Genomic DNA, 14,306 nt, shown 5'->3' on the forward strand with positions numbered 1-14,306 from the left:
ATCGTCTCGGCCCAGCCGTCATCTACAAGCGATTCGTGAGTCATCGCAGTGTAGAATCACAACCGATTCCCCACTGCAACACCTATCTTAGCGCATATGGGCCATTGGGAGGGTGATCTGCTCACCGGGGCGAACGACACGCACATCGCCACCCTCGTCGAGCGACACAGCCGGTTCACGATGCTTGTAAAGGTAGCGAGGAGGGACTCGGCCACCGTCGTGGCGGCCCTCGCCCAGACGATCGGCACATTGCCCGAAGAGTTGCGGCGCTCGCTAACGTGGGACCAGGGCAAGGAGATGGCTCGGCACAAAAGCTTCACCGTTGCAACCGATCTACAGGTCTACTTCTGCGATCCGCGAAGTCCCTGGCAGCGCGGCAGCAACGAAAATACCAACGGTCTGCTCAGGCAGTACTTCCCGAGAGAAACCAACCTCTCCCATGTCTCGCAGGCCCAACTCAACGCTGTCGCCCTGCGGCTCAATCAGCGACCCCGAAAAACCCTGGACTTCGAAACGCCGGCCGATAGGCTACAGAAGGTGTTGCGATGACCGGTTGAACCCACCCGGCCAATGAGGACAATGCCGGATGAGCGCGATTTCTTGCAAATCGGTGAAATCTGGATAATATGGAGACTGATCAAGGAGTCCAGCCATGCGCCAGTTCACGACGGGGGATCTCAACAAGCAGGTCGGCGACGTCACCGATGTTGCCAGCCGCGAACCCGTTATTCTCACCAAGCACCGGAAACCCCGGTTCGTGTTGATGAGTTACGAGCACTACGAACGCATGCGCATCGGCGGCGATCCCCGCCGCGCATATCATGTCTCCGAGATGCCGGAGGACCACACGAAACTCTTCGCCGCCGAGATCGACCGATTGGCGCGCGGGGAAGGATACGATGATGAGCGGTAGATTTCTGCCTGGGCAGGTGATCTCTTACCCGTATCTTTGGGCGTGGCAACACGAGCGCGGCGAAACGGAAGGCCGCAAGAGCCGGCCGACCTGCGTGGTCATCGCTGTCGGCGGCGCAAGAGATGGCCTGACCCATCTCGCGCTCCTGGCGATAACCACCCAGCCACCGACCAGCGATCGGGTCGGCTTGGAAGTCTCCGCTATCGAGTGCCGCCGCGCCGGTCTGACCGATCTCAAACGCTGCTGGATCGTGGTTGACGAATACAACTACGATATTGCCGAACGCTCCCGGTACATCGAATCCGACGGTAAGCCCCTCGGCCGTTTCAGCAAGGCATTCATGATGAAGATCGCAGGCGCCTTTATCGAAGCGCGCAGCGAAGGCCGCCGCGTCAGCCGTCTGGATTGACGTTTTCTATCCTCGGAACGCAGCATGTCTCGGCTCGGATTAGGTCCGCCGCTTCCGCATTCCTGCACTACCCCGGTCGCATGAACAGGAATGGCTTCGTCAGGAGGCAGGATCATGGTCGCGCCCCGACAAAAGCATCGCGGTTGACGAGATACTGACCATCGAGACGGGCGATGTACATCGCCACCGGCGCTTCACGGCAAAGGCACAAGGGCCACTGCCTGCTCTCATAGCCCTGCTTGAGCACGGCTTGAAGCTCCGGCGCCGTCCCCCCAATGTCCGGTCCTCAGTCCTGAACTGGCGCATCCGGCTCGATCCGGCTCATTCGATTGAATTGATGCAGGCCAACAATAGGCGGCTGCGAACGCGGGATAGATCAAAAGCCGGCCCGGCAGCTACGGCATACTGCCTCGTGTGAGGCGACCCGATCGCCACGACCAAAGCCGACCGGCCAGGTCGCCAAAAGCGAAAGACGCGAACCCTTGGCGGAGAGGGGCGGGTGGCGGCTCGGCTGGAGAGGAAGAGGGAAGCCGGGACGGGTTGGTCTGGCCAGGTTGAGAGAGCGCCCGGTGCAGGCCGACCCTTTCGCTGCTCTCGACAGGACCTTCTCATGAACGCGATCCCCGCACGAGCCACCGGCATTCCGGCTGCCTCCCTCGATCCGATCGTCTCCGACCGGACCCGCCGCGCCACCCGAATTCTGCAGGCCGCCAACCAGATCCTGCCCTTCCTCGAACGGGGTCAGCCAATCGGCGCGAGCGATCTTCGTCCAATCATGACCCATGCCTTCGACGGCAGCGATGCGGAGGGATTCTGGGTCTGGAAGGACGCCTACGAAGCCTGCGAGGCGGCACAGGTTCTTTTCCTGCGCAAGTTCGGACCGGCAATTCTCGCCCGCTCGCAGACACCCGCCGGTGCGCTCGCCATGCTGACGAAGGTCGCGCATCTCGTGCCGACCCATACGCGCCGATCGGATGAATCGCAGGCGCTCCAGCAGCTGTCGACACCGATGCCGCTGGCCTATGTCGTCTCTCGCGCCGCCGGCATGATCGCCGGGGACACCGTGCTCGAACCATCCGCGGGCACCGGCCTTCTCGCCATCTTCGCGGAGATCGCACAGGCGCGGCTGATGCTGAACGACTACGCGCCCGTCCGGCAGGCCTTGCTGACGCAGCTCTTCCCGAACGCCCGGACCACGCGGCACGATGCTGCCCATATCGACGATTACCTGGAACGATCCGCCAGCCCGACCGTCGTCATCATGAACCCGCCATTCTCGGTCGGCCCCCATGTCGAGGGCAGGGTTTCGGACGCGGCCTGGCGTCACCTCGCTTCCGCCTTCGCGCGACTGGCGCCCGGCGGACGCCTGGTCGCGATCACCGGCTCGAGCCTTGCCCCCGACAATCCGAAATGGCGCGACGCCTTCGTCCGGTTGCAGGAGCGCGGTCAGGTCCTGTTCTCGGCGGCGATCGACGGCAGCGTCTATGCACGGCACGGCACCAACGTCGAGACGCGGCTCACGGTCCTAGACAAGATTGCGGCGCCGGATCCCGCCCGGCTGATCGCCTCGCGTAGCACAGCCCCAGACCTGCGGACGCTCCTCGACTGGCCCACTATCCTGCCGCCGCGCTCGCCGTCGACATCCCCGGACTCCACCGGCGCGCTCTCCAACGGGATACTGCGGGCCGTGGCGGCCAAGATGGCGGCACGCAGGAGCACTGACACGCTGCGGCCCGCCGCAGTGACGACCGCGCCAGCACGGCCAGGGGTATCCAAGCACCGCCCCCATGCAGCGCCCGTGCCCGTGTCGCCGCCATCGCTGTCGATCGTCGAAATCGCCTATGAGATCCGTGAAGCCAACGACGATACGCGAGGCAATCTGACGGACGGGATCTACGAACCCTATCAGCTTCAGGCGATCAGCATCCCGGGCGCCAAATCCCATCCGGACAAGCTCGTGGAATCGACGGCGATGGCGTCGGTCGCTCCTCCCAAGCCCAGCTACCGCCCGCATTTGCCCGAGCACGTCATCGCGGATGGCATCCTTTCCGACGCCCAGCTCGAAAGCGTGATCTATGCGGGCGAAGCCCACGCCGGCTATCTCGCAGGCTTTTGGACAGTCGATAAATCCTGGGACAATGTCCAGGCGGCCAACGAAGAAACCGCCGGCGCCGTCCGCTTTCGCCGCGGCTGGTTTCTCGGTGACGGGACAGGTGCCGGCAAGGGCCGGCAGGTCGCCGGCGTCCTGTTGGACAACTGGCTGAAGGGTCGCCGCCGCCATCTGTGGATTTCAAAATCCGACAAGTTGCTCTGGGATTCCCAGCGAGATTGGTCAGCGCTGGGTCAGGAGAAGCTGCTGGTCACGCCGCTCTCGCGTTTCCGACAGGGCACGCCGATCCGTCTCGCGGAAGGCATCCTGTTCACCACTTTCGCGACACTTCGTTCCGACGAGCGCGAAGGCAAGCGCTCGCGCGTGCAGCAGATCGTGGACTGGCTCGGCGAGGATTTCGACGGCGTCATCGTCTTCGACGAAGGCCACGCCATGGCCAACGCCGCCGGCGGCAAGACCGAGCGGGGCGACAAAGCCGGATCGCAGCAGGGCAGGGCGGGCCTCAGGCTTCAACGCGCCTTGCCCGATGCACGCGTGGTCTATGTCTCGGCGACGGGCGCGACGGACGTCGAGAACCTCGCCTATGCCGAGCGTCTCGGCCTGTGGGGCGCCGGCGATTTCCCGTTTCCGACACGGTCGGATTTCGTCGCGGCCATCGAGGACGGCGGCGTCGCGGCAATGGAGGTGCTCGCGCGCGATCTGAAAGCTCTCGGCCTCTATGCCTCACGCTCTCTATCCTATGACGGCGTGGAATACGAGCTCGTTGAGCACGAACTGACGCCGGAGCAGGTTGCGATCTACGATTCTTACAGCGAGGCCTACCAGGTCATCCACACCAATCTCGAGGCGGCGATGGAAGCGTCCGGCATCACCGGGCAGTCGGGCACGCTCAACCGCAATGCCAGGTCGGCAGCGCGGTCGGCTTTCGAATGCTCCAAGCAGCGCTTCTTCAACCACCTTCTCACCGCGATGAAGACGCCGACCCTGACACGCTCGATCGAGCGCGATCTGACGGAAGGCCACGCCGTCGTCATTCAGATCGTTTCGACCGGGGAAGCCCTCACCGAGCGTCGCCTCGCCCAGATCCCGACCGAGGAATGGGGCGATATCCAGGTTGATGTGACCCCGAGGGAACTCGTAGCTGACTACCTTATGCATTCGTTCCCGACGCAGCTCTTCGAGGAGTTCTCCGACGAGAGCGGCAATATCAGTTCACGGCCGGTCTTCGACGAGGACGGCAACCCCGTCATATGCCGCGAGGCCGTTGCCCGCCGTGACGTGCTGTTCGAAAAGCTCGGCTCGCTGCCCGCCGTTCCCACCGCGCTTGACCAGATCGTCCAGCATTTCGGGACGGACCAGGTTGCCGAGATCACCGGCCGCTCCCGTCGCATTGTCCGTCGCGACACGGGCGGGCGCATCGAGCGGTTCGCGGTCGAGACCCGTCCTGGCTCGGCGGGCCTCGATGACGTGAGGGCCTTCATGGACGATGAGAAACGTATTCTCGTCTTCAGCGATGCCGGCGGGACAGGACGCAGCTACCATGCCGAGTTGTCGGTGCGGAACACGCGCCTGCGCGTCCACTATCTGCTGGAAGCTGGCTGGCGGGCCGACACCGCTATTCAGGGGCTCGGTCGCACCAACCGCACAAATCAGAAGCAACCGCCGCTGTTTCGGCCGATCACCACCAACGTCAAGGCCGAGCGGCGCTTCCTGTCGACGATCGCACGCCGGCTCGACACTCTCGGCGCGATCACCCGCGGGCAGCGGCAGACGGGCGGCCAGGGGCTTTTTCGAAGCGAGGACAACCTCGAATCCCGCTTTGCACGCGATGCTCTACGCCAGTTCTACCTGCTGATCCACCAGGGCAAGGTCGACGGCTGCTCGCTCACCCAGTTCGAAGCCATCACCGGCCTTGCCCTGACCACGCAAGAGGGCGGTCTCAAAGACGAACTTCCGCCGATCACGACTTTTCTCAACCGCATGCTGGCGTTGACGATCGCCATGCAAAATCTGCTCTTTGACGCCTTTGAACAGCTTCTGGCGGCGCGCGTCGATGGCGCCATCGCCGCCGGCGTCTACGACAAGGGCCTGGAGACGCTTGAAGCCGACAGCATGACGGTGACCGATCGCCAGGTCGTCTACACCCATCCCGGCAGTGGTGCGCAGTCGCATCTCCTGACCATCGCACAGCGTATACGCAACAAGCCGCTGTCTCTCTCGGGCGCCCTTGCGATCACCGAGCGCGATCGTCGCGCCACGCTGATGGTCAATGCCAAATCCGGGCGCGCGGCAGTGATGATACCGACCCGCAGCGTCATGCTGGACGATGGCGCGATCGAACCGCGTGTCGCGCTCATCCGCCCGATGGACGAACTGCGCTACGAGGTTCGCCAGCTCGAAGACACCAATTGGGAGGAGGCCGACGCGGCGCTGTTCGCCGCGGCCTGGCAGGCAGAGGTCGCGAAGGTTCCGCAATTCTCGGACTTGCAGCTGCATATCATCACAGGGCTGCTGCTGCCGATCTGGCGCCTGCTGCCGCAGGACTATTGCCGAGTCTTGCGGCTGCAGACCGACGATGGCCAAAGGATCGTCGGCCGCACGGTGGCGCCCGCGCATCTGCCGGCGCTGTGCCGCAACCTCGGGCTTGATCAAGTCCAGACGATCAGTCCCGAACAGGTGTGGGCCGCGCTCACCAACGGCTCGTCCGTGATCGGTCTTGCTGGCGACATGACGTTGCGGCGCGTGAAAATCATGAACGACTATCGCGTCGAACTCAACGGCTTCACCGACGGCATGCGCGACTGGCTGAAAGCGATCGGGCTGTTTAGCGAGATGATCCAGTGGAAAACCCGGTTCTTCGTGCCGATGACTGGCGAGGCGGTCGCGATCCTCTCCCGGCTGATGGAACGCCATCGCCTGGTCGACATCGCCAGCCGGGTCTGAGGGAGGAGCGGTTATGCGCGCCTCCGCATCCGAACTGGCGGACCGTCTCGCGCAAAGCGCCGAGGCGGTCTGCCGTCATTATCTATCCGCCGGCCGACGCGCGGGCAATTACTGGATCGCCGGCGACGTCAGCAACAGCAAGGGGCGCTCTCTCTATGTCCATCTTTCCGGGCCGCGGAGAGGCAGATGGGCAGACGGGGCGACGGCCCAATTCGGCGATCTTCTCGATCTTGTCCGCGAGACTTGCGGGCTTGTCGACTTCCATGACGTGGCCGACGAGGCGCGGCGCTTCCTTAGATTGCCGGAATCCGAGCCGCTGCGGTCAGGAGACAGCGTTGGTTCAAGACCGGCTGGCGGCATGTCGTCCGCGAGCGAACGGGCGCGACGCCTGTTCGCGATGAGCAGGCCGCTCCAGGGCACATTGGCCGAGGCCTATCTGCGCCATCGTGGCATCGTTGCGGCCGCGCGTCACGGCTCGCTGCGCTTCCATCCCTCCTGCTATTACCGGGATCTCACGACGGGCGCGAAATCGGCATTTCCAGCTTTGATCGCAGCCGTCACCGACGCCGCCGGCATGATCACCGGCGTGCATCGCACCTGGCTTGATCCGCGCGGATCCGGCAAGGCTCCGGTCGACGATCCGAGACGATCGCTTGGCGGCCTTCTCGGCAACGCGGTGCGCTTCTCGTTCCCCACGATCGGCCCGGTCCCGATCATGGGGGCGGGCGAAGGCATCGAAACGATGTTGTCCCTCAATGCGGTGATGCCGGCCATGCCGGTGGTCGCGGCGCTGTCGGCCAATCACCTGGCGGCCTTCCGCTTCCCGGCCGGTTGCCGCCGCCTTTATGTTGCGGCCGATGCCGATGCGGCCGGCCGGCATGGCATCGATCGGCTGAGCCGGCGCGCGCAGGCCGCGGGCGTTCTTCCGCTCGTGCTGTCGCCGGAACTCGGCGATTTCAACGAGGATCTGCGCCGTCTCGGGCCTGACCGGCTGATGGCGCGGCTTCGCGAACAGCTCATCCCGGAAGACGCGATGGCCTTCCTCGCGACGTGAAGCGGGGCCGGGACGCGCAGGCGCATGCTGTTGCCGTGCGCAGCGCCGGCCCCAAGGCTTCTCCCGTTGCCGGGAAGGGCGCGCGCCCGCGGGCCTGCCGGGAGGCGACCCCTACCACGCGACATCCGGGCCTTCAGCAGCGCCCGGCAGGTTTCCTCCCCTGGCCGGCCTTTTTGTTGGCACATCGGCGCAGCGGAAAGCCGCTGCCCGGCTTCCCGGCCGATGTGCGAGGCCGGCCATTCCTCGCGGGCCAGGAAACCTGCCTTGGCGCCGCCCAGCGCTTCGCTCGGCCGCTTCGCTCCCTTTGGCGACATGATCTGTTCCCAAAACCGGTTCCCGCTTTTGGGGATCATGCCGGGAGCTCGCGGTTCCGGCCCGGAAAGCGCGTGGGAGGGGATCGCCGTCAGGCCGCGAGAGGCGCGGCCCCAACCCGACGGAGACTCCCATGAACCTGACCCTTCCCCTCGACGACGGCTACGAGCCGCCCCACGCATCCTCGCCGACCGACCGCTATATCTTCGAGATGCAGCTCTACGGCCATCGCCCCTTCCAGGACGAACCCGATCCGCGGCCGTTGCCCGAGGAGCCGGCTGTCCAGTCGGCGCTCACAGCCATCTTCGACGCCTTCGCCGAAATGCTCGGCGACACACGGCTGGAGCCCGACCTCGAAGACCTGCTCTGGTCGACGGTCAATCTCTTCCATCGCGCCGGCGACCGCATCCAGCGCGATCTGCAGCGCAACGAGGACGCGCAGCGCAACGGGCAACGCGAGCAGGACGGCTCCGAGGTCAAGTCCGTCGAGCTGGAGCGCCATGTGGCCGAGGGCATCACGCTCCTTGAGCGACGCAACGCCTTTGAGTTCATGCGTGACTTAGCGGCCGACCTGTTCGAGGCGCAGACCGGCTCGACCTGGCGTCCGCGCACGGGCTCGAAGGTCAACCACGCCAATCTGACCGCCGCCATGATCGACAGCCGCGACTTCCTCTCGGCGCGCCGCCGGGCCGAGACCGAGGTGCTGATCCCGGCCGGCACCAAGATCGCCTTCTCCGGTGGCATGGACTTCAACGACCACGAACTGATCTGGGATGCGCTCGACCGGGCCCACGCCAAGTTCTCCGATATGGTGCTCCTGCACGGCGGATCGCCCCGGGGTGCCGAGCGCATCGCGGCGTGCTGGGCCGAAAGCCGCAAGGTGACGCAGATCGCCTTCAAGCCGAACTGGATCCGCCACGCCAAGGCGGCTCCGTTCCGCCGCAACGACGAGATGCTGTTGGTGATGCCGTCCGGCCTGATCGTCTTCCCCGGTTCCGGCATTACTGCAAACCTGGCCGACAAGGCGCGCCGCTTTGGCATCCCGATCTGGCGTTTCGGAAGTGACGGCGCGTGATAGGCTCTGCCGCAACTGGGCACTATCTCGACAAAGCTTCCGGCGCTCCAATGCCGGGAGCTATGGCTCGTTGCCACGTTTCGAATGTCTTGCTCGTCTGCTCCGCCCGCATTCGACGACAGGTCGGGAGGATCCTGTCGTTCGAGCCGATGCTGTCGACACCCATTCGATCCCGCATGGCGGTCAAATCGTCGCCTGTTGATTCAAGCAGTCGTCGGTTCGTTGCGCTTCGGCTTTGGCTGATGCAGCCGACGCTTTACATTCGGGCGCAGTGCATTGCGCACATCCTTGTCCACCACAGCCAGGTCGAACCATTCCCGATCGAAATAGCCGCCACACCACCGCCTGGTGTCGGCGTGTTCTGGGTCTGTCTTGTCCGACATGATTTCCAGGAAGCGCTCATATGCGCGGACACCCCCAACATCCTCGGGCGGCCTGGCGCGCGCTCCATCGATGCAGGTCCCGTGCTTGGGTGCGACATCAAGGGCCACGAATTCTTCGATCACGACAGTGTGGGACCAGTTGTCACCGAAGTCATAGACGTAATTGAACACGGCACCCCGCTCGAAATCGCGGAGGCGAACCTCACGAGCATCAAAGACGCGAGGATCGTCCTCAGCGGAATCCTCCGTCAGCAGCTCGACATCGCCATAGCGCAGGCCGCCGATTTGGAACTCGTGCAAATGATAGTTCCACCAATTGAAAGCGGCCTGAATTGCAAGGTGGAGTTGGTCGAGGTTCCAGCCTGACGGCAAAATAAGTCGCCGCCAGATTTCCGGCTCGATCTCATCCAGCGAAACGTGAATCTGGACTGCGTTGATGGTTTTGAACATGCCGCATGTGAACAGGATGGATCGCCGACGATCAAGTCATAGCCGGCCATCTACCTGTCGGGAAAAGCGGTGCGCACAATCCGCACATGGCGTTTTGGTCTGGTAAGCGCCGTCATCTCGGTCCTCAATCTATGCTCGTCCCATCATGGTATTGCCGGCGGATGCAGGCGCGTATCGAGCGCAAAAGGTTCCTGCAGCTTCAGCGCATAAGCGCCGGCAGCGACACTTGCGACGAAGACAAAATTCCAGCTATGGGAGGAAACGGCACTCGGGATCGCCACGAAGCGGTGACGCCGCAGAAGACCGTCGCCGAACGCTTGCTGCCCGGCACTGGGAATGCCCGGACGCAACCAGTTGGGATTGGGAACCGCGCCAGGATTCACGACATGGACATCTGTTGCATCGGTTATGACGGCCGCCGTCATCACATGCGCGATTGTGTCGAGCGTTCGGAAGCCCTTATGGACCGCCACTTCGAGAATCGCGGTCGAGGGATCGATGGAACAATAGACGGCGCGCACGCCCTTGCTGTTCCAACGACCGCCGACACGATAAGCGCCTTCCCCGCTGTCCCAAGTCGGCGCAAAGCGGACCTGATCAAGACGCCAGACGAGGAATTCCGTACCGCCGAGCGCCGCCGGCAGCGGCGTCATGCATAGACGCCGTATTCGAGCCTCTCGAGGTAATCCTCGACAAGCTCGACGCCGGCAGGCGTGGCCAGAAGATCGATCGGCCGCCGCTGGTCCAGACCGATCGCAGGGCGCTCAAGCCACTGCTCGGCTTCCGCCTGCGCCCCCAGCACATCCGTCGCCTTGGCGAGGATCTCGGCAAACTTCCACGTCCGCCCACTCTGCTCCTGGCTGAGCGGCTTCGACGGTGTGTCCTTGCGCCGCTGATAGGTGCGTACGCTCATGCCGACGGCCTTTTCAAGTGACTCGGCCTTATGAATGAACACCAGCCGCCCGACGAGATAATCCAGCGCCGAGGTCGGCAACCCATGCAACAGCAGCTCATGGGCATCGAGCGCGCTGGTTACGCGGCGCGACAAGACGCGGGCGCCGCCCAGCAGGTCCGCGACCTTCTGCAGGTCGCCGGCACCTGTCTCAGGAGATATGGTCTCGGCCGCGATCACCATGACATCACCTCAACACGTCACTTGTCTCTTTTCAATATGACAGTTGACGCGCGGCTTTTCAAGGATTGATCGCAGTAGGACGGCGTGGCGCGCCACATGACTTCGACAGGCGCTAAGCGAATATCAAATCAAAGCCATGCATGTATCTGTCGAAAAGTCGCGCGGAGATCCGCACGGCGCTTTGAAAAACCTGGTGAGCCTCGCGCTTACGAGCGTGACTGCGCATCCATTATGCCGTTTTTCGCGCGAGGGAGAGCGAGGCTGGAGAGGGGCGGGGGCTGTTGGAGAGAAAGAGAGACACCATGGCGATGATCTTTATTGGCGGCTCACACGACATCGTCGACCTGCCTGACGCGATAGTCGGGCGTATCGCATCGATCGTGGCTGCCGAACACGGCGTTCTCGTCGGCGACGCTCCCGGTGCCGACACGGAAGTGCAAGCTCTGCTCGGCGGGCATGGCTACGAACATGTCGGCGTCTTTTGCGCCGGTGATGAACCGCGAAACAATCTCGGTGATTGGGCCGTCTATACTGTTCCACCCCAGCCCGGCGCCCATGGCTTCGCTATACAGGCGCAGAAGGACCGCGAAATGGTCCGGCGCGCCAACTACGGCCTGATGATCTGGAACGGGACAAGCCCCGACACCGCCCTCAACGTGCTGCGGCTTGCAATGGCCGAAAAGCCCTGTGTTACCTACGATGTCGCCAATGGGTTGATTACGACGACCCGCGACGTCGCCGACTGGCGAACCATGCTGTCACGCGCCGACCCGGAGATCTGGGATCTGCTTGCAACGCGCATGACGCCGGATGAGCGGCTCGCGACGACATCAGGATGAGCGCCTGGGCTCCCCGCAGTTGACCGGGTACACTGTCTTGCAGCAGCGGATGCGGTGAATGACATCGCAGGGGCGGCTCGGAGCCGACGACGGCGCGTTCCGTTGGCCAGTCGTCGACGAAGCCCTCACGCCTGTTTGCCACCCGATCGCGGCAGTCGCCAGCCGGCCTGGCAGGGTCGGCACCTCCCGCTCCTTGCGGGTCGCCCCCGGAGGAAGTTCAACATCATGGTCGCTTCGCCGCCGGCCGCCGACGCGACATCGCGGAAGAACGCTCAGTCGGATGCTGCACGCGACAAAGCGGTCTCCTCGCCGGACCGCTGCGACCTGCGGAACGACGGCTCCGATCGTCGGGGGTGTTGAGTGGCGGAGGTTGCGCAAGCCCACGCGCTTTCGCTGGACGGGGACGCTATCGGAATGGCGGTGAAAGGGGCGATGATGGGAGTGGCCAAACCATTCCAGCGGTCGCCGGCGGGAGCCGGTGGGGCGCGATCGGAGCGGCCAGCGCTGTTAGTCCCGGCTTCGGTTGCAACGCGAGCCATTCCCTTTTCATGTCGCCTTTGTAGAGGACCGCCTGCTTACTACGGTCAACCCCTGGCGGGGTACTCTCGACGAAAATTCAGGAAAATTCGATTTCTGTTTTTGGTTTGCGGGCAGGCGAAGGGCCTGCCCGCGTTCTTTTCGAAAATAGAATTTTCCAGAATTTGCGCCGAGATGACCGCAGCAGGACAGCCCTCTCCTTCGACGCCATCGGGAATGGTTCCCGATGCAACCGAAGGAGAACTACCATGGCCACCACGATCGCTAACCTCACCACCAAGTCCGACGGCTCAATGGAAGGCGTCTTCGCCACGCTCCGGGTCAACGCCCCGATCACCGTCGTCCCGAACCCCTCCAAGGCCAGCGAGGAAGCGCCCGACTACCGCATCCTCAACAAGCGCACCGGCTTCGAGATCGGCGCGGGCTGGTATCGCCGCTCGCAGCGGTCCGGCGAGGAATACCTCTCCGTCAAGATCGAGGCACCCGAGATCGGCGTGATCTTCGGCAACGTCGCCCCGGCCCCCGGCGGCGAGGAGAACAAGAAGGTCATCCTCTGGAACAACCCGCAGTGAGGGCATCGGAAGCCGGCCCCCCAGGGCCGGCTTCCCCACCGGCAAAAGGGAGGTTGCAATGAGCCGCTACACCATTACCGTCACCGGACAGGGCCGCTCGGACCCGGAAGCCATCATCGGCTACGACCCGCCGCTTCGGACCTATTTCCTGCAGGCGTTCCCTCACCAAGAAACCGACGAGCCCGGTCTTTGGCTTGGCACCCACGATCGCGCCTTCGAAACGCTTGGATATCTTCGCCATGCAGCCATCGCACGCGGCTACCATTTCATGCCGCTGCCGGCGGAGGTCTCCTCGAAACTCATCGAAGACAAGGTCGCTGCCGGAACGGCAGCCCGAGTGGGCCTCGCCTGATTTCTAAAGCCGCTAACATTCAAAAGGGCGGCGACGGATCACTCCGTCGCCGCCCTTTTTTATGCTTGCCGACAACCACGAACATCAATTGCTCGACCTCGTCGATGTCCCGGTGGCACGATCGAACCGCCAATTGCCGACGCGTCTTTCCCGTCGGAAGGCACAAAGCGGTATCGGGAAATGTCCAATGACGACGATTGGCCGGATCAGCGGGACGGGAGACAGAAGCTGAGCCTCGGAAGGTTCCTTCTGTTCCGCGCCTGGTCAACCCCGTCAGCCGGCGAGCGCGTCCTTGAGGGCCTTGGCGGGTGTGAAGGTCAGCTACGTCGACAAACAGCCGGTCAAAGATGGACAAACTGACCGCCAGGCGCGATCTGCTGGATGAGATTGAAGTCGATCGTATTGGCCGTAAGCAAGGGCAGGCCGGCCTTCGCGGCGGTGAGATAGATCAGCGCATCGTTGAGGCATTCCTTGCGTTGATGTTTCTGGAAATTCTGGGTGCGCGACAACGTACCGGCAATGACACCGGCATCGATCCAGATCTGGTGGTCGGGGATCAGCACGCGGCTGTCTGGGATACTGGCGAAGAGGGCGGCGTAATGATCCCGGACCGGATGCCAGTCCGGCCTTGCCGGATCGTAATTGGCGACGCCGGTGGCGAGTTCGGCCAGACAGACCGAGCAATGGAACAGCAGGGAGCGGTCGAGCAACCGCCGCGCCACATCCGGCAGGGTACCGGCCGCGGCCATGATATAGATATTGGTGTCCGGCACGAATGTCGGCCGCCCGGTAGAGCCGATATCGGCAACGCCGACAAGTTTGTCATGCGCTCTCGGTTTCAGCTGGGCGCGGCGTCGTTCTGGCTTGTAGCGCCGCAGCGCGGCGCGCAGGTCAGAACTCAAGCGCGTGACCCGGCCCGAGCTTGCCGTGGGTGCGCTTGAGGAAGGAGGCCACCGGATCAGGCTGGGCCAGTGTGGCCAGCGCGAGGATACCGAGATCGGTCGGGGAATCGATCCCGCTTTCCCGCTTGGCGGCCTCGACCAAAGCCTTCGGCGCACGGAAGGAGAGATGTTCGGTCTTGTCGCCGTCCAGCAGACCGGCGCGGCGCGCATCCTCAATCGCCACGGCCGCGTTTGAACGGCTCGCGGATTGCCTGGTTGCAGAGGCTTTGGTTTCCCCCCGCTTCAGTGCGCGCGCAGTCGCCATGTTCAACTCCATCTGT

General features: G+C 63.7%; 14 protein-coding genes and 1 pseudogene. 9 read left to right on the forward strand and 6 right to left on the reverse strand.

The genetic code is table 11. The features are described 5' to 3' along the window. Nucleotides 1–99: 99 nt before the first annotated feature. The 3 genes and pseudogenes from ASD12_RS20750 to ASD12_RS20760 all read left to right on the forward strand — a co-directional run. Nucleotides 100–549 (forward strand): annotated as a pseudogene (locus ASD12_RS20750) (IS30 family transposase); the annotation flags it as partial. A 103-nt stretch (nt 550–652) separates the two neighbouring features. Further along, nucleotides 653–913: a type II toxin-antitoxin system prevent-host-death family antitoxin gene (locus ASD12_RS20755; protein WP_056590355.1), complete on the forward strand. Its 261-nt coding sequence runs from the start codon at nt 653–655 to the stop codon at nt 911–913. Next, nucleotides 903–1,322: a hypothetical protein gene (locus ASD12_RS20760; protein ID WP_056590464.1), complete on the forward strand. Its 420-nt coding sequence runs from the start codon at nt 903–905 to the stop codon at nt 1,320–1,322. Before ASD12_RS20755 ends, ASD12_RS20760 begins: the two co-directional genes overlap by 11 nt. Nucleotides 1,323–1,434: 112 nt before the next feature. Here ASD12_RS20760 and ASD12_RS33325 read toward each other — a convergent pair whose 3' ends face one another. Next, a complete protein-coding gene (locus tag ASD12_RS33325; RefSeq protein ID WP_244482919.1) occupies nt 1,435–1,569 on the reverse strand; it encodes a DUF1173 family protein in 135 nt (44 codons plus the stop codon). A 363-nt stretch (nt 1,570–1,932) separates the two neighbouring features. Between ASD12_RS33325 and ASD12_RS20765 the strand changes: the two genes are divergently transcribed. From ASD12_RS20765 to ASD12_RS20775, 3 genes are all read left to right on the forward strand, one after another. Continuing rightward, nucleotides 1,933–6,375 (forward strand): strawberry notch family protein, encoded by a 4,443-nt coding sequence (locus ASD12_RS20765; protein WP_056590357.1) that lies wholly within the window; start codon nt 1,933–1,935, stop codon nt 6,373–6,375. Between the two features lie 13 nt (nt 6,376–6,388). Then, complete coding sequence (locus tag ASD12_RS20770; protein ID WP_056590360.1) at nt 6,389–7,429, forward strand: toprim domain-containing protein; 1,041 nt, start codon at nt 6,389–6,391, stop codon at nt 7,427–7,429. A 445-nt stretch (nt 7,430–7,874) separates the two neighbouring features. Then, on the forward strand, nt 7,875–8,816 hold the full coding sequence (locus ASD12_RS20775) for a DUF2493 domain-containing protein (RefSeq protein ID WP_056590363.1): 942 nt from the start codon (nt 7,875–7,877) through the stop codon (nt 8,814–8,816). A gap of 203 nt (nt 8,817–9,019) precedes the next feature. Here the strand turns inward: ASD12_RS20775 and ASD12_RS20780 are convergent, their stop codons facing one another. The 3 genes from ASD12_RS20780 to ASD12_RS20790 form a co-directional block, all read right to left on the reverse strand. Continuing rightward, nucleotides 9,020–9,649 carry a plasmid pRiA4b ORF-3 family protein gene (locus tag ASD12_RS20780; RefSeq protein WP_056590366.1) on the reverse strand — a complete coding sequence of 210 codons (630 nt, stop codon included), beginning with the start codon at nt 9,647–9,649 and terminating at the stop codon, nt 9,020–9,022. Nucleotides 9,650–9,792: 143 nt separating this feature from the next. Continuing rightward, a complete protein-coding gene (locus ASD12_RS20785) occupies nt 9,793–10,302 on the reverse strand; it encodes an RES domain-containing protein (RefSeq protein WP_056590369.1) in 510 nt (169 codons plus the stop codon). Beyond that, nucleotides 10,299–10,784 (reverse strand): antitoxin Xre/MbcA/ParS toxin-binding domain-containing protein, encoded by a 486-nt coding sequence (locus tag ASD12_RS20790; protein WP_056590372.1) that lies wholly within the window; start codon nt 10,782–10,784, stop codon nt 10,299–10,301. Before ASD12_RS20790 ends, ASD12_RS20785 begins: the two co-directional genes overlap by 4 nt. A gap of 302 nt (nt 10,785–11,086) precedes the next feature. On the opposite strand from ASD12_RS20790, the gene ASD12_RS20795 reads away from it, so the two are divergent. From ASD12_RS20795 to ASD12_RS20805, 3 genes are all read left to right on the forward strand, one after another. After that, nucleotides 11,087–11,623, forward strand: a complete 537-nt coding sequence (locus ASD12_RS20795; RefSeq protein ID WP_056590375.1) for a hypothetical protein — start codon at nt 11,087–11,089, stop codon at nt 11,621–11,623. 785 nt (nt 11,624–12,408) lie between these two features. Then, entirely contained in the window at nt 12,409–12,732 is a 324-nt protein-coding gene (locus ASD12_RS20800; protein ID WP_027170236.1) for a DUF736 family protein, read from the forward strand. 58 nt (nt 12,733–12,790) lie between these two features. Next, nucleotides 12,791–13,084, forward strand: a complete 294-nt coding sequence (locus ASD12_RS20805; RefSeq protein ID WP_056590378.1) for a hypothetical protein — start codon at nt 12,791–12,793, stop codon at nt 13,082–13,084. A 341-nt stretch (nt 13,085–13,425) separates the two neighbouring features. Here the strand turns inward: ASD12_RS20805 and ASD12_RS20810 are convergent, their stop codons facing one another. Next, nucleotides 13,426–13,986, reverse strand: coding sequence for a PIN domain-containing protein (locus ASD12_RS20810; RefSeq protein ID WP_056590381.1), 561 nt, complete (start codon nt 13,984–13,986; stop codon nt 13,426–13,428). Further along, on the reverse strand, nt 13,976–14,290 hold the full coding sequence (locus tag ASD12_RS20815; RefSeq protein ID WP_156398625.1) for a hypothetical protein: 315 nt from the start codon (nt 14,288–14,290) through the stop codon (nt 13,976–13,978). The genes ASD12_RS20810 and ASD12_RS20815 overlap by 11 nt, the downstream gene beginning before the upstream one ends. Between the last annotated feature and the right edge of the window lie 16 nt (nt 14,291–14,306).

Source organism: Mesorhizobium sp. Root102 (assembly GCF_001425625.1).
Taxonomy (GTDB): Bacteria; Pseudomonadota; Alphaproteobacteria; order Rhizobiales; family Rhizobiaceae; genus Mesorhizobium.